Origin of the sequence: Martinezella paranaensis (genome assembly GCF_014200235.1) — a bacterium.
Classification (GTDB): domain Bacteria; phylum Pseudomonadota; class Alphaproteobacteria; order Rhizobiales; family Rhizobiaceae; genus Rhizobium; species Rhizobium paranaense.
Window position 1 is genome coordinate 150119 of the sequence record NZ_JACHBI010000010.1, and the last position, 14670, is coordinate 164788.

14 protein-coding genes are annotated in these 14670 nt (G+C 59.5%); 4 read left to right on the forward strand and 10 right to left on the reverse strand.

What is annotated here, in order from left to right; translation table 11 throughout:
* Window positions 1-8: 8 nt before the first annotated feature.
* From GGD50_RS22755 to GGD50_RS22785, 7 genes are all read right to left on the reverse strand, one after another.
* Window positions 9-1076, reverse strand: coding sequence for a PLP-dependent cysteine synthase family protein (locus GGD50_RS22755; protein WP_183939625.1), 1068 nt, complete (start codon window positions 1074-1076; stop codon window positions 9-11).
* Window positions 1073-2407, reverse strand: coding sequence for a type III PLP-dependent enzyme domain-containing protein (locus tag GGD50_RS22760; RefSeq protein WP_183939627.1), 1335 nt, complete (start codon window positions 2405-2407; stop codon window positions 1073-1075). The genes GGD50_RS22755 and GGD50_RS22760 overlap by 4 nt, the downstream gene beginning before the upstream one ends.
* Window positions 2398-3393: an ornithine cyclodeaminase gene (locus GGD50_RS22765; protein WP_210318944.1), complete on the reverse strand. Its 996-nt coding sequence runs from the start codon at window positions 3391-3393 to the stop codon at window positions 2398-2400. Before GGD50_RS22765 ends, GGD50_RS22760 begins: the two co-directional genes overlap by 10 nt.
* Window positions 3394-3522: 129 nt before the next feature.
* On the reverse strand, window positions 3523-3963 hold the full coding sequence (locus GGD50_RS22770; RefSeq protein ID WP_183939629.1) for a ParB N-terminal domain-containing protein: 441 nt from the start codon (window positions 3961-3963) through the stop codon (window positions 3523-3525).
* Window positions 3964-4300: 337 nt separating this feature from the next.
* On the reverse strand, window positions 4301-5188 hold the full coding sequence (locus GGD50_RS22775; protein WP_414124971.1) for a DUF3313 domain-containing protein: 888 nt from the start codon (window positions 5186-5188) through the stop codon (window positions 4301-4303).
* Window positions 5189-5332: 144 nt separating this feature from the next.
* Window positions 5333-6670, reverse strand: a complete 1338-nt coding sequence (locus GGD50_RS22780; RefSeq protein WP_183939631.1) for a sensor histidine kinase — start codon at window positions 6668-6670, stop codon at window positions 5333-5335.
* Window positions 6670-7341: a response regulator transcription factor gene (locus tag GGD50_RS22785; RefSeq protein WP_183939813.1), complete on the reverse strand. Its 672-nt coding sequence runs from the start codon at window positions 7339-7341 to the stop codon at window positions 6670-6672. The genes GGD50_RS22780 and GGD50_RS22785 overlap by 1 nt, the downstream gene beginning before the upstream one ends.
* 429 nt (window positions 7342-7770) lie before the next feature.
* On the opposite strand from GGD50_RS22785, the gene GGD50_RS22790 reads away from it, so the two are divergent.
* Window positions 7771-8760, forward strand: a complete 990-nt coding sequence (locus tag GGD50_RS22790) for a potassium channel beta subunit family protein (RefSeq protein ID WP_183939633.1) — start codon at window positions 7771-7773, stop codon at window positions 8758-8760.
* 188 nt (window positions 8761-8948) lie between these two features.
* Window positions 8949-9275, forward strand: coding sequence for a hypothetical protein (locus tag GGD50_RS22795; RefSeq protein ID WP_414124973.1), 327 nt, complete (start codon window positions 8949-8951; stop codon window positions 9273-9275).
* A gap of 206 nt (window positions 9276-9481) precedes the next feature.
* On the opposite strand, the gene GGD50_RS22800 is transcribed toward GGD50_RS22795, so the two are convergent.
* The gene (locus GGD50_RS22800) at window positions 9482-9727 is read right to left on the reverse strand and encodes an SMc00767 family acetate metabolism repressor (protein ID WP_183939637.1); all 246 of its coding nucleotides are present in this window, start codon (window positions 9725-9727) and stop codon (window positions 9482-9484) included.
* A 23-nt stretch (window positions 9728-9750) separates the two neighbouring features.
* Window positions 9751-11040, reverse strand: a complete 1290-nt coding sequence (aceA, locus tag GGD50_RS22805; RefSeq protein ID WP_183939639.1) for an isocitrate lyase — start codon at window positions 11038-11040, stop codon at window positions 9751-9753.
* A 195-nt stretch (window positions 11041-11235) separates the two neighbouring features.
* On the opposite strand from aceA, the gene GGD50_RS22810 reads away from it, so the two are divergent.
* Window positions 11236-12648 carry a helix-turn-helix domain-containing protein gene (locus GGD50_RS22810; protein ID WP_183939641.1) on the forward strand — a complete coding sequence of 471 codons (1413 nt, stop codon included), beginning with the start codon at window positions 11236-11238 and terminating at the stop codon, window positions 12646-12648.
* Window positions 12649-12723: 75 nt separating this feature from the next.
* Here the strand turns inward: GGD50_RS22810 and GGD50_RS22815 are convergent, their stop codons facing one another.
* The gene (locus tag GGD50_RS22815) at window positions 12724-13500 is read right to left on the reverse strand and encodes a DUF899 domain-containing protein (protein ID WP_183939643.1); all 777 of its coding nucleotides are present in this window, start codon (window positions 13498-13500) and stop codon (window positions 12724-12726) included.
* Between the two features lie 321 nt (window positions 13501-13821).
* Between GGD50_RS22815 and GGD50_RS22820 the strand changes: the two genes are divergently transcribed.
* On the forward strand, window positions 13822-14655 hold the full coding sequence (locus GGD50_RS22820) for a universal stress protein (protein WP_183939645.1): 834 nt from the start codon (window positions 13822-13824) through the stop codon (window positions 14653-14655).
* The last annotated feature ends 15 nt before the right edge of the window (window positions 14656-14670 follow it).

The window sequence follows — 14670 nt, forward strand, 5'->3', positions numbered from 1 at the left end:
CCACGTCGTTATGCTCCCACCGCTGCCGCGGTTCGAGAGGCGAGATATATCGATTCCCGATAGGCATCGAAAAGCCGATGCAGGCGCCGATGTGCCGTCTCGTCGAACAGATGACGTTCCCGAAGCCAGTCGTCGTCGTAGATCGTGTCGAGATATTTTTCGCCTGCGTCGCAGACCAGGACCACCATCGTGCTGTTCGGCTCGATGAGGGCCAAACGTTTGAGCGCCACATGGATGCCGGCACCGGCGGTCCCGCCGACCAGCATGCCCGTTCGGCGAGCGACGACGCGGGCAGCCGTGAATGCATCGATATCGCCGACCGTCAATCCTTCATCGATCAGGGCATGATCGACATTGGGGCCGACGGTAAATCCGCCCGGTGCGCCGGCGCCGGTCTGCCAATATTTGCCGGGCTTGCCCCCGAAGATGATCGATCCTGTCGGTTCGACGCCGATGCTTGTGACCTGCGAGCCGAGGCGGCGCAACTCCCTCACCGTTCCGCATAGCGTGCCGCCGGTGCCGACGGCGCCGACGAGATAGTCGACATCCGTGCCGAGGTCACGGAGCAGTTCGGCCGCCAGGCCGACATAACCGTTGTTGTTGTTGGGGTTGTAGTGCTGATCCGGCCACAATGCGCCGGTTTCCTCGGCAATTTCGCCGGCGATGCGCCTCCGTTCGACAGTGCTCGGGCCTTCCCCCTTGCTCTCGACAAAAACGAGATCGACGCCCATGGCCCGCATCGCCCGCAGCTTGTCGCGCGATGCGTGGCTGTCGACGACGGCGGTAAACTTATAGCCCCGCTCGACTGCCGCAAGCGCCAGCCCCGTTCCGGTATTGCCCGAAGTCGGCTCGACGATGCGGCCGCCTGGCTTCAGCTTTCCGTCTCGCTCGGCTGCCAGGATCATTTCCCGCGCCATGCGAACCTTGCAGGTTCCGGTGGGGTTGAACTGTTCCAGCTTCAGTAGCAATCGGCTGCCGGATCCGGTCCGGGCAAGTTCCAGCAATGGCGTATCGCCAATCAGTTCAGAGCATGTCGTTACCACGCGTTCAGCAGGCCGGCTAATGTGTCTGGTCATTGATCCATCCTCCAGGTGAAACACTCGCCCTGCCGGGTCACAACAATTTTCGGCGGCAAGGCGAGCTGGTGAAACTCACTCTCGTTCTTGTCCATCTGATAGCCGGCTGTGTTGGGGTAGATGATTAGATCGCCATACCGAGGGGTCGCGGGAAATGCGATCTTGCGCCAGGTCAGAACGTCGTATTCCATGCAACTGGAGCCGCCGATCGCGGCGCGAACGGGCTCCTGGGGGCGGGGCGCTCCCCTCTGCACCAGAACAGGGGTCGGCAGAAACTCGCTGTTTTTCCACTGTTCCGACAAGCTCATGCTAAGGCCGGCCACGGTTACGATGCCGTGTTCTGCATTGCGCTTGAAGCCCTGCACCGGAAAGACCGTGATCCCAGCGCCGTCGAGAAGTGCTCGTCCGGGCTCGAGATACAGTTGCACCTCTGCAGCGATCAGCTTCGATGCGAGCGTCCCCTCAGCGTCCGGGCTTTGCAGGATCGCGTCGAGCATGGCGGCGCCGGTGGGGGCCTGGTAGTAGGGATAGAAGTGGTGGAAGCTCTTTCCGGCATGAAACTCGGCCGGATCGATCGTTTCCTTGAAAGCCTTCCACTCCTCTTCGTCGACATAGGCGCAGGCAAAGCCTCCGCCGATGGAAATCGCGGTGGCCGGAAAGCCCTGTCGGCGTGCTTCCAGGCATTGGTCGATCAACATCGATGCCAATTTGACGCGTGGCTCCACCGCATAACCATCGAGGTGGAAGGAAAAGCCGTCCATGATCAGGTGGCGTCTCGCCTTCGCGCAGCGCTCCAGTGCCACGCGAAGGTCATTTGAGCTCAATCCGAAGCGGCTGTTCTGCCCAGTCGGCGGCAGCACTCGCAGCAGGATGCGCAAGGGAGCGGTTTCCGCCGCGATATCGATCGCCCGTTCCAGTTCATCCAGGGCATCGATGGCAACGGTGGCGCCGTGGCGGCAAGCCAGCCAGAGGAGATCGTTGCTCTTGGCGGCGCCCGTCACGCCAATATCCTCGCCGAGGATTCCATTGGCGAGCGCATGAACAAATTCGGGCAGGCTGGCGACGTCGACCGATCCACGCAGTCTTGCAACTTCACGCAGCCATGCGCCCGCCTTGTTGGCTTTCTTGCCGAAATAAACGTGTCCTGTGACGTTTCTTTCCCGCAGAACGCGCTGGAAGGCCGCCAGATTGTCGGCGAAGCTTTCGGGATGGATGATGTGAAACGGGCCATCCGTCGCGCGGTGAATCTGGCTCAGCAGCTCAATGTCTTGTCGGACGGCAGTCGCCCAGGTCTGCTCCCGGGCGCGCATCGAATTGATCACTAGCTCCATAGTTCGACGCGCTTGCCGCGGCCGGCGGCAATCCCTCTGGTGGCCAGTGCGTGGGCGACAGGGATATCGGTGATGATCATGCCGCTGCTGAATGCGAACACCCGGTCTTCCTGAGTGTTGCGTCCGGGTTTGCGGCCACCGACGATATCCGGCAGTTCGGCATCGATCCTGGCAATGCCGTCCGGGCCGGCGAGCCGCTTTCCGGTCACGCCCAACTGGCCCTCGTTCGTCGCGATTGCATAGTCGGCATCGTGCAATGCGCCCGCCTCGACCCCTTTGCTGGCAACCGAGATCAACAGGCCACCGGGCTCGAGCCACTTGGTTTGGATTTTGGGGTGGGCGGCGCGGCCGGAGGCAGCCACGACGATATCGGATGCGGCGACCGCCTCCGGGACATCCTTCACCAACTCGATCTCGCGATCGGGAAAATACTTGGCAAATGTGGAAAGGCTCGCGGCAAGCCCATCGGGATGCGTACCGAAGAGGCGCAGGGTTTCGAGGCGGGGCAGGGCGGTTAGAAGATATGGCAGCGTATTGATGCCCTGCGCGCCTGTCCCGATCATCAGCGCCGATCTCGCGTTCTCCTTGGCGCAATGTTTGGCAATAATCGCGGTCGTGGCCGGAGTGCGCGAACCGCCGACGCGATGGCAATCCATGAACGCGAAGGGAAGTCCGGTCGTGTCGTCATAGAGGCTGATCGTGGTGTAGTATTTTTCGGCGCTTTCGCTGCCTTGGCGATAGGAGGTCTTGAAGCCGACTTGTTCGAGCGCGCCGTCAAATCCGAGCATCGAATAGGATACGGCGTCCCGCTGTTCATTCGGGAGCGGCATCATAAGCTTGGTCGGGCAACGGGACTGTCCCTCAGCATAGGACAAGTAGGCATCTTCGACGAGCCGAATGACCTCCGCTGGTGGCAGCTCGATATCCGATAAATCAGAACGTGTAAGGATATGGATGGCAGGCGTGTGCATGAACGTCTTGGTCATCGTCGATGCCTTTCGATGTTGCCGATGTGATGTGAGGGGACAAAGGGGTGCCGTTGGGCGAGCGCTCTGATTTCGCTCGTCCACTATCGCGGCGGAAGGATCCGCGCTGGGCTGTTTGGCGCTCTCGCCTTAGGAGGGAGCCATTGTATGTTTGGCGCTTGGGGCGGGGTCGGGATGCCGAAGCTCTCCCAGAGGAATGTCGCAAGCCGGCGGCGGGCCTTCGAAAATGTGGCGCGTCGTCTTGCAAGGGAATTTTCGGCCGCTACGCGCCATCTCGAAAATCATGTCGGGCGTGATTGTCTCACCCTGCCGCCATGCCTCCACCCGAACGGTGTCATAGTCCAAAAGAACGACTGGCAGGACTTTGAAGTCAAGGCGTTGCGCAATGGTGAGCCTGTGGTGTCCGTCCATGACGAACCAATCGCCCCGATGGACGGTGATCGGTCGCGTCCACCGACCGGATTGCACGATCTCCTGTTCGAGTTCGACGACTCTGTCACCATCGATTTCTTCGGTTGGAATGAGCTTCCGGGGGTCGAGAAGCTGGTATTGAACAATGCTTGTCTTCATTCATGCCTCCCCGAATCACGACCCGCGAAAAACGCGGGCCAGACCGTCTATGAGCGAGAACTTACACCCTTTTAGGCTGCAGTCAACAAAAGATGATGAAAATAATCAAGATTAGAATAGAACTAAGAATGCCTCAAAAAAACAGCGTGTTAGAATCTGGCTAACAAAATCATAACAACCATAAATAGTGTATGCGGTTGTACGAAAATGAGCCATGTCGTGGTTGGTCGCAACATCCATATTGCATGGATATGCGGCCCCGTCGATGACTTCGGGGGCCGCATGTCGTCGTTGCGTTTCAATGCCGACAGGCGCGATGCCTGCGCGCGATCATCAATCAATATGTCGCGGCCGGCTTAGGCTTTTTGTCGGTCCATTCGGGTGGCGCACCGTACTTCGCTGCCACCGCGCCTAGCAATCCAGGCGCTCGGCCAAACGCGCCACATGCGGGGTATTTGGGCTTTCCGCCGAGCCAGGATTGCATCCGCTGCTTCGAAGGAAGAGAGAGGTTCAACCCCTTCGGCTCCTTGCCTATGATCAGCATGCGGGAAAAGTCATTTCCAAACGTCGAAGCGAGGCTGTAGGCGTCCCCGACTTCCGAAACACGGGGATTGTTCTGGATCGAATTTGCCCCGCGAGCCCACACCATCGCGGCGCGTTGGGCGCCGCCGCTATCGACAGCCTCCGCCTCGACGGCAAGTCCGCCGAGACCGACGGGCAGGCGCGGCACGCTGACGGGCAAGACAAAACCGGAACCCACCGATACCGCGGTTGCCACCCCTGCCATCGCCTTGTTCGTCGGAACGATATCGGTGACGACGGATCGAATCGTCATATCGGCCGGCTGGCCGGCTGAGACCATTTGATACTTGTCGCTAAGCGCGACGCAGAGTGCCCGGTCGAGTGCGTTTGTCACCAACGAACGATCTGCTTCCGATCTGATGCGGGATGCGGCGCTGAATGTGAAAGCAGTCGGCACGATTCTGACCGTCTTGACCGCGGCAAGACGCTGTCCTTCGACGTAGATACGCGACTTGGACAACTTTCCCTTGGGCGCGCCAAGATTGCCGTAGGAGGTGAGCGTTCCGCCCTCTTTCAAAGGCACTGAGGTACATCCGGCCAGCGCCAGAGTCAGGGGTAACGCGAGATGGAGAGGTTTCAGAGAAAAGGTCGGCGCGAGGCCGGGAAGTCGGAAAAATGATTTGATCGATGGATTGCTGCGCACGCTTTAGGGCCTCCGTCACGGGTGTTTCGGAGGCGACATTGAAAGGGCGGGATTGCCGCAACATTACAGAATATTTGCAGATCGTTTCAGCGACAACATTGCGCGAGGCGCAACCTGCTGCCCGGATTATCGTGGCAGGCTCTGTCAGAGCTGAAGAGCCACCCGTGTCCCGGTCGGGCCGCTTTTGATGCTGACTTCGCCCCCGTGATTTGCGGCGACTTGCTTCACCAGGCTCAGGCCGAGACCCGCACCCTTGCTCTTGGGGGTAACGCGATAGAATGGTTCAAAAACCAGCTCTTGATGCTCGGGCGGTATACCGGGCCCTTCGTCCGCCACGTTGATCTGCCCGTCGGCCGAGACCGAGACGGTGATCATTCCCGTGTTGCCGCCGTGGTCGATGGCGTTGCGAACCAGATTGCTAATTGCCCTCGGTAAAGCGGAAGGACTGCCTTTGCGCTCGAGACTTTCCACATCGCTCTGAAAAGAAATCTGGTATCCAGCCGCTATCGCCACGGGCGCGAGATCGGCGACGACCATTCGTGCGATTTCAACAAGATCGACCGTTTCGTTGAGATCGGCTGCCTGATCATTACGCTCGAAATCGAGAAGCTGCTCGGCCGTATCAGCCAAACGCGCCACGCTGTCCGACAACCGCTTACGTTCCAGACCCTCGGGCATCCCATCGATCCGCGTTTGCATGATGGCGATAGGCGTTCTGAGCTCATGCGCGGCATCGATCAGGAAGCGCTGACGTTTTCGGGATTCACTCTCAAGCCGCTCGAGCGTTCCGTTGAAGGCAACCACCAAGGGAGCGACTTCTTTGGGGATACCGTCTGCAGGAAGGCGTGCTCCATGCCGGCGCGGTTCGATTTCCGATGCTTTGCGGGCAACGTCGCTTACACCGGTCAAAGCGCGCCTGACGATACGGGGGACCGTAAAAAAGACGGCGGGCAGAGCGATGACCAACAGGGGAGCGTAAATGGGGTAGGTCTTCGTGAGCATCACCAAAAACGTCGAACTTCTGCTGGGGTTTCCGCCATACATCACTCTGGCCTCACCGAAGGCTGTCTCGACCACGTCGATGGACGCGATCTCGCTCGTGTCCGGAGAGCCTTGTATGTCGGCACGTTTGATCAGGCGGACATAGTTGGCCAAGTCCGCATAAGGTGCAGGAACTGTACCGTAAGAGGCTGTCTTTCCATCCAGTGTGGAAACCAGAAACCAGGGCCCTTCGTTCTCTGCCTCCAATGACCTGAGACGCGGCTTGTCGGCGATAGCAAGCTTGCCTCCCGAATCCTGCGTGAGAGCTTCTTCGACTGCGGCAATCAGCCTATCCTCCATCCACTCGTTCGGTGAAAGGATTGTCGCTCCGTAGGCGCAGAGCCCAACGATCACCACGCCAACCACGGCGACGATAACCAGACTGAGCTGCCAGCTCAGCTTCCACCAAAGTGACGGGTTCAAGCTTTTCGCTTCGCGCATTATTCTTCCCTCAGGAGATATCCGACGCCCCGGATGTTGTGGACCGCGACGCCGGCGCCCGCCTCCAGCAGCCGCTTGCGCAGCCTGGAAATATGAGCATCGAGCGCATTGGACTGGATTTCCTCTTCGTAATTGTAAACTGCAGCTTCGAGCGTCGATCGAAGGACGGTCTTGTCTTTCCGTTTGGCCAGCGCCACCAAAACCAGAAGTTCGCGTCTGGGGATGTCGAACGGGATGGACCCGACGGTAACGTTTAAATGTAAGGGATCGATCACCATGCGGCCCACGGCCATTTGAAGTTCCGCCAGAGTGGGCGGTCGTCTGAGGACAGCCCGCAAGCGCGCCATCAGTTCTTCGACAAGAAATGGTTTGCCCAGATAATCGTCAGCGCCAAGATCGAGACCCTCGACACGCTCCATTGGCTCATTGCGTGCCGTCAGCACGATGATCGGCGTGTCTGATCCCGTCCGCCTCAACTGCGGGATAAAGGCCAGCCCCTCGCCATCGGGCAGGCGGCGATCGAGGAGGATCGCATCGTAAACATTCTGACGTGTCAATTCGACCGCGTCGGCAAGGTGCATCGTATGGTCGGTGACGATGCCATGTTTGCTCAGCGCAACCGACAGCGCATCCGCCAGCTCCCGCTCATCTTCTATCAGTAGAATTCTCATCGTCTTCCCGCTTTGCCCACTCTCCTCGTTTGTGCTGCAAAGGTTGCAGCAGCATTGCGGAGCTTGAAAGGCGGTCGGGTAATGCTGCCGCAATTGTCGAAGCCTAGACGTCGACATCAGCGAACAACACAATTGGAGAGCAGCAAGATGCTCTATCTCAGATCCATTCTCCCCATCCTGGCTCGGCATCTCCTGTCAGCCATCATATTGGGCACGCTTTTGGGCGGACCGCTCGTCATTCTACTTTTCAAATAGCGTCTCGGCGATTGGTCATTCCCATGTTCTTGGCGCTGACGCGGATCGCTGAACGGGCAGGATAGAGCGCAAATCCAGCGTCTTGTCCTCGACGAAGTCTGACGGGAAGGTGATTGTCTTTGTCGCCGCTGTGGGCCTATGGTGCCGCGTCCTTTGTCCCTTAGGAATTGCGCCATGGAATATCGTCGTCTTGGAAAATCTGGCCTGCAGGTCAGCGAGTTCTCGTTCGGATCATGGGTTACGTTCGGCCGGCAGGTCGAAGGCAGCGATGCCGTCAGTCTGATGGCGCGTGCCTATGACAGCGGCATCAATTTCTTTGACAATGCCGAGGGCTATGAGAGCGGGAAATCCGAAATCGTCATGGGCGAAGCCCTGAAAACCTTGGGCTGGAGCCGCGACAGCTTCATCGTTTCCAGCAAGGTGTTCTGGGGCGGTCAGAAGCCGACACAAAGAGGCCTTTCGCGCAAGCATGTCACCGACGCCGCCCACGCTGCGCTGAAGCGCCTGCAGATCGACTATCTCGATCTCTATTTCTGCCACCGGCCTGACATCGATACGCCGATCGAGGAAACGGTTCGTGCCATGCACGACCTCGTCGCCCAAGGCAAAATCCTCTATTGGGGCACGTCGGAATGGTCGGCCCAGCAATTGACGGAAGCCTATGCGGTGGCCCGCGACCTGCGCGTTACGCCTCCGACGATGGAACAGCCGCAATACAATATTTTCGAGCGCCAGAAAGTCGAAGGCGACTACCTGCCGCTTTATGACCTGATGGGCTTGGGCACCACGATTTGGTCACCGTTGGCATCGGGCATTCTGACCGGCAAGTACAACAAGGGCGTGCCCAACGACAGCCGCATGAACTTGCCCGGTTATGAATGGCTGAAGGAGAAATGGGCGAGCGAGACCGGCCGCGCCCGGCTTGTCCAAGTGGCGGAACTGGCAGATCTTGCGGAAGAGATCGGCATTTCGATCACCCATCTCGCGCTGCTCTGGTGCCTTTCTAACCGCAATGTGTCGACGGTAATCCTCGGCGCATCGCGCATGAGCCAGCTCGAGGACAATCTGGCCGCGCTGGCACACAAAGACAAGCTGACGCCGGAGGTGTTGGCTCGTATCGACGCCATCGTCGCAAACAAACCGGCTGCCCCGCAGAGATTCTAAGATCCCAGGGCAGCCGCGAAGTTTGCGATGCCCGGGACAACCATCATGACTCCTTCGAGATTTCGACTGAATGAAATCGAAACGACGCGTTCACGCCACATTCAGGCGAACATTATCATGTTTGAAAGCGTTCCTTAGCTGAGTCGAAGACTTGAATCGAATGGCGTGAGGCGTCGAAGGTGGTCATGATGAAAAAGACAATTCTCTCGGTTTTCCTTGCTGCGGCGTTTGCAAGCAGCGCATTTATCTCTGGCGGCGTCGCTCAAGCGCAGCAATATGATTGGCGGGGCGGGCCGCCGCCGCAACGTTATCACCATCGTCATCACCATGATGGAAATGTCATCGCTGGCGGCGTGGCTGCCGGGCTTATTGGCGGATTAATCGGCGGCGCCATCGCAAATGGCGGAGGCTACGAGCCTGCACCCCCGCCGCCGAGATGCTGGTATGAGAGCCGCGCGGTTCAAAACGAATATGACGACGATTATCACTACGAGCGCATGCGCGTCTGCAATTGAGAGCCTTCCTTTCGCCCCTAAGGGCATGAAGGCATAACAGTAGGCCTCTCGATTGCCGAGGCCTGCTATCGCGGCCCCAAATGCCTGTGTTATTCCATATTCCGCTTACATCAGAACGCCTCGCTTTCGGTGGTTTCACCAGAGAAAGCGAGGCGTTGCAGTATGAAGAGAGTGCCCCGTGTGCGTTCAAATGAACGCAGGGCCCTCTAGGCTGGGCGAGACGTGTTGGCGACAATGACGGGGGTCAGCAGGTCGCCCCAGTTGCCGTTGCCGCTGTGATGGCGGGCGGAACGAACCAGCTCGACAGAGACGCCCGCCTCGACCGCATCCATAACGACCTGATTGAGGCGATGCAGCTCGTTGGCCAGCATGCGGATAACAGCCTGTTGGTCTGCAGTCATGGTGGAAGACTGTTCTTCAGTGCGTTCGCTGATGCGTGCGATGGATGGCATTGTCGTTCTCCTCCGATTGATAGTTATTCCGCAGCCGGCTTGAATTGCGCGTGCTCGGTCGATTCATGCATGGCGGTAGTCGAAGACTGGCCGCCGGTGATCGCCAGCGAAACGGCGTCGAAATAGCCGGTGCCGACCTCGCGCTGGTGCTTGGTGGCGGTGTAGCCGTTGGCTTCCGCCGCAAACTCCGCCTGCTGCAGTTCCGAATAGGCGGCCATCTGGCGTGTCTTGTAACCGCGGGCAAGTTCGAACATGCCGTAGTTCAGTTGGTGGAAGCCCGCGAGCGTGATGAACTGGAACTTGTAGCCCATGGCTCCGAGTTCACGCTGGAACTTGGCAATCGTCGCGTCATCAAGGTTTTTCCTCCAGTTGAAGGACGGCGAGCAATTATAGGCGAGCAGCTTGCCCGGATGCGCCCGGTGCACGCCCTCGGCGAATTTGCGTGCCTGTTCCAAATCCGGCTTCGATGTCTCGCACCAGATGAGGTCGCAATGCGGCGCATAGGCGACAGCACGGGCGATGCAGGGCTCGATGCCGTTCCTGACCTGATAGAAACCCTCGACGGTGCGGCCGGCATCGTAATCGACGAAGGGACGGTCGCGCTCGTCGATATCGGACGTCAGAAGCTTGGCTGCCTCGGCATCCGTGCGGGCGATGACCAGTGTCGGGACACCCATGACATCAGCCGCCAGGCGAGCGGCATCAAGATTGCGGATATGGGCGGCGGTGGGGATCAGAACCTTGCCGCCGAGATGACCGCATTTCTTTTCCGAGGCGAGCTGATCTTCGAAATGAACGCCGGCGGCGCCCGCTTCGATATAGGCCTTCATGATTTCAAAGGCGTTGAGCGGCCCGCCGAAACCGGCTTCGGCATCGGCGACGATCGGCGCGAACCAGGTGTCGACCGACAAGCCCTTGCCTTCGGCAATCTCGATCTGATCGGCGCGCTGCAGCGTGCGATTGATGCGCTTTGCAAGCTCCGGCCCGGCATTGGCCGGATAGAGCGACTGGTCGGGATACATGGCGGAGGCCGTATTGGCATCGGCCGCGACCTGCCAGCCGGAAAGATAGATCGCCTTCAAACCGGCACGAACCATCTGCATGGCCTGATTGCCGGAGAGCGCGCCTAGCGCGTTGACGAAATCCTCCTCGTGCACGAGCTGCCAAAGACGGTTCGCTCCCATTTCGGCCAGGCTGTGGCGAATGGAGACTGAACCGCGCAGGCGGCTGACATCATCAGTCGTATAGGGCCGCTCTATGCCGTCGAAGCGGCCAGCAGGTGCCGATGAAACGAGTTTGTAAAAATCAGTCATAACGATTTTCCTTCTCCCAAGCTTTCGTATCGCTGATGTGACTAAATTTACATTGCAGTGCGATATGGAGCCAGTGAAAACGATGAAAACGCCGCATGAAAAGGGTTAGGATGTATTGCGCTTGACAAAGTGATGCAGTAAATTTGTTAAGATTGTAAATCTTGCGATTACACAATTTTGTAAAAGGAATGACAGATGGCTGAGCGCAAGATCTTTGCCGGGCCGCGTATGCGGCGCATTCGCAACAGCTTGGGTTTGACGCAGACGGCCATGGCGCAGGCGCTGGAAATTTCGCCTTCCTATCTCAATCTGATCGAGCGCAACCAGCGGCCGCTAACCGTACAGCTCCTCTTGAAGCTGTCTTCGGTTTATCGGGTCGATCTCGACGAACTCCAGGGCGAGGCCGGCGGCAGCGCCGGGCAGTTGCGCGAGGTCTTTGCGGATCCGCTATTGGCGGGTGAGATCCCCGGAGAACAGGAGCTGATCGAGGTTGCCGAAGCGGCGCCGAATGCCGCGAACGGCATGATCAAGCTTTACCGCGCCTATCGCGAGCAAGCGGCGCGGCTGTCTGATCTCGCAGAGCTTCTCGCGCGGGAGGGCCATATTCCGGCGCTGGCCGGTCCGCGCCTGCCGCTCGACGAGGTGCATGATCGGCTGGAGCATCGTCCGAATTTCTTCGCCGGGATCGACGATGCGGCCGAGGCTTTTCATGCGAAGCTGACGCAGGGAGACGATTTGGCGGCGGCGCTGAAGGCTTGGCTTCGCAGCGAGCACGGCATTGCCGTGCGTACGCTGCCGGTCCACGCCATGCCGAACCTGCGCCGGCGCTACGATCGCCACTCCATGCGGCTCTTTCTGTCGGAGCGTCTGTCGCCCTTCGATCAACTGCAGGAGATTGCGACCGAAGTGTCGCTGCTGGCGCTGCGCCAGCAAATCCACGCCGAGCTCGAGCCGCTATCGCTATCAACGCCGGAAGCAAGCCGTATCGCTCGCTTCGAACTGGGGCGCTACGCCGCTCATGCCCTGATGATGCCCTATGGCGCCTTCCACAACGCGGCGCAGCGTTTGCACTATGATATCGACGGGCTGCGTGCGCGTTTCGGCACGTCCTATGAGCAGGTTGCCAGCCGCCTGACGACCTTGCAGCGGCCGGGTGCGGCCGGCATTCCCTTCTTCCTGATGGAGATCGACGGGGCAGGGCACCGGCTGCGGAAGGTGGGGGCTCAAGGCTTTCCGCAGGCGCGCTTCGGCGGCGGCTGTCCCAAGCTCAATGTCCATGCGGCCTTTGCACAACCGAGCCAGATTCTGGTCGAAGCGGCTGAAATGCCCGACGGCACTGGCTTTCTGACGATCTCTCGCACGATCGAAGGTCCGCAGGCCAATTTCGGCGAAAGGGTCCGCCGCACGGCACTCCTCATCGGCTGCGATCTCGGATTTCGGGAGGAGATTGTTTATGGCAAGGCTCTTTCGGCCGCTCCGATCGCAATCGGTGCGGCCTGTCGTCTCTGCGAGCGCCAGGGTTGCCTCGCAAGGGCCGAGCCGCCAGTGACGCGGCCTCTGGGGCTCGATGAAATGGCTGCGGGGCTCAGCGTCTTCGACTTTCAGTGATGTTGGCAAGCTTCGGCGTGGCGGCCTGTCCCGGGTTCAACGGAACAGGCCTGCGCGTGGTTTCGTACGCGCTTGCTATTTGCGGAACGCCGCCTCGCCAACGTCCGACACCTCGACCCACTTCTTGTCGGGAGCTGCGTCCGCGACGTAGCTGTCGTGCCAGTTCCACCACTTGTAAGTCGGCGTCTGAGGATAGCCCTTGGGCGAATCCTCCCAGACCTCCTGGCGGCCCAGCGGCGTAATGTCGAGGTAGTTCCAGGTGCCTCCCATCTGCTCATCGCCGCGATTATTGATGAAGTAGGTGCGGAACACGCGGTCGCCGTCACGGTAGAATACGTTCGTGCCGTGCCACTCACCGACGCCAAAGTCGGCATCGAAGCTGTCCGTGACGGTAAACCACGGTATCTCCTCCCAGCCCATCCGCGCCTTCAGCCGCGCGATGTCAGCCTGAGGCGCACGCGAGACGAAGACGAGGGTGGTATCCCGCGCATTCAGGTGGGAGACATGGGCAACCTGGTCGGCCACCATGGAACAGCCCCGGCAGGCGTGGTCGGGCCAGCCGAACACTCCCGGCTCGAAAAAGGCGCGGTAGACGATCAATTGACGCCGGCCTTCGAACAGATCGAGCAGGCTTACTTTGCCCGAAGGCCCTTCGAACGCATAATCCGCCTTCACGGCCATCCATGGCATGCGCCGGCGCTCGGCGGCCAGGGCATCACGGGCGCGGGTCTGTTCCTTTTCCTTCAAGAGCAGTTGTTGGCGGGCCGCTTCCCATTCCTGTGACGACACGACCGAGGGTGTGTGCATTGAAGGCTGTCCACCATTCCGTCCGTTTTCGGCTGACGTAGTCATGGCTTCGAAATCTCCTGGGTTGGGCGAATTTCCGCGCCTGAGAGGCGTGATTTCATTCGCCGGTTAACGCTCCTTGTTCGTCGTGAGATAATCTGGCACCGGAGATCAAACAGTGTGAGTAACAAGTGTGGCAGTATTCCAATGGAGCTGCTGATCTCACCCCCAGCGCGGGCGTGAAGCACATCAAACCATTGAGGGCCAGGGCCACGAGGCGGCGCAATATTTCAGCGGTTGTTCATGTTCTTGACCAGGATCAAAGTGGAGCGCGAACATCGGGCTAAATTCGCATTGAACGGTCAATCCCAAACGCGAGGTGTGACTATGCGAGCCAAAACCGTTTTAAGCATCATAGGCATCAATCAAGACAATGAGGATCTGCGGTCGGCGATCGAACTTTGCCGTGCAGCAGGGGCACATCTTTCCGTGCTGGTGACGGCGCTGGCGATCGCGCCCGTCGGCGGATATGGCGAAATCTCTTCGTCCGCATGGGCCGAAGAACGCGAGCGCGAGTTGCAGAAGCTCGGCGAGCAGGTCGCAGCCGCAAGAACCGTGCTGCAAGCGAGCGGTATTTCGTATGATGTGGACAGCCTGTTCACGGAATACGGATGGGTCGAGAATGAAATCGGCGAGCGCGCTCGTTACGCCGATGTGACACTGGTCGGCGGCGACCTCCTGGCCCAGGATGACATGCGATGGCGCATATTGAATGGCGCCCTGTTTTACTCGCCGGCGCCGATTCTCATTGTGCCGAAAGGGTGCGAGGCCTCGCTTCGGCCACGTCGGGTGCTTGTTGCCTGGGACTCCCGCAACGAAGCAAGTCACGCCGTCCGCGCCGCAATGGAGCAATTGACGGTGGCTGAAAACGTGCATGTCGCCATCGTTGATCCACACGCATCGATCCGTGCCAATGGCGAGGAGCCGGGCGCCGATATTGCCGCCTTTCTTGCGCGGCACGGCATCCATGTCTCAGTCGATGTCTTGGCGGGCGGTGGCAGGAGCGTCGCGGACATCCTGCGGCAACATGCCGTGGATATTGGCGCCGACTTGATTGTCATGGGTGCCTATGGGCATTCGCGCATGCGGGAGCGGATTTTCGGAGGAACGACGCGCTCCATGCTCGAGGCCGCACCCGTCCCATTGATGATGACGCGATGACGCGAAACCCGAGGG

Coding starts and splice junctions, on each gene's coding strand:
- GGD50_RS22760 (WP_183939627.1), bottom strand. CDS start 2,407: ATGGAGCTAGTGATCAATTCGATGCGCGCCCGGGAGCAGACCTGGGCG.
- GGD50_RS22790 (WP_183939633.1), top strand. CDS start 7,771: ATGGAATATCGTCGTCTTGGAAAATCTGGCCTGCAGGTCAGCGAGTTC.
- GGD50_RS22780 (WP_183939631.1), bottom strand. CDS start 6,670: ATGCGCGAAGCGAAAAGCTTGAACCCGTCACTTTGGTGGAAGCTGAGC.
- GGD50_RS22765 (WP_210318944.1), bottom strand. CDS start 3,393: ATGACCAAGACGTTCATGCACACGCCTGCCATCCATATCCTTACACGT.
- GGD50_RS22755 (WP_183939625.1), bottom strand. CDS start 1,076: ATGACCAGACACATTAGCCGGCCTGCTGAACGCGTGGTAACGACATGC.
- GGD50_RS22815 (WP_183939643.1), bottom strand. CDS start 13,500: ATGACTACGTCAGCCGAAAACGGACGGAATGGTGGACAGCCTTCAATG.
- GGD50_RS22785 (WP_183939813.1), bottom strand. CDS start 7,341: ATGAGAATTCTACTGATAGAAGATGAGCGGGAGCTGGCGGATGCGCTG.
- GGD50_RS22800 (WP_183939637.1), bottom strand. CDS start 9,727: ATGCCATCCATCGCACGCATCAGCGAACGCACTGAAGAACAGTCTTCC.
- GGD50_RS22820 (WP_183939645.1), top strand. CDS start 13,822: ATGCGAGCCAAAACCGTTTTAAGCATCATAGGCATCAATCAAGACAAT.
- GGD50_RS22770 (WP_183939629.1), bottom strand. CDS start 3,963: ATGAAGACAAGCATTGTTCAATACCAGCTTCTCGACCCCCGGAAGCTC.
- GGD50_RS22795 (WP_414124973.1), top strand. CDS start 8,949: ATGAAAAAGACAATTCTCTCGGTTTTCCTTGCTGCGGCGTTTGCAAGC.
- GGD50_RS22810 (WP_183939641.1), top strand. CDS start 11,236: ATGGCTGAGCGCAAGATCTTTGCCGGGCCGCGTATGCGGCGCATTCGC.
- aceA (WP_183939639.1), bottom strand. CDS start 11,040: ATGACTGATTTTTACAAACTCGTTTCATCGGCACCTGCTGGCCGCTTC.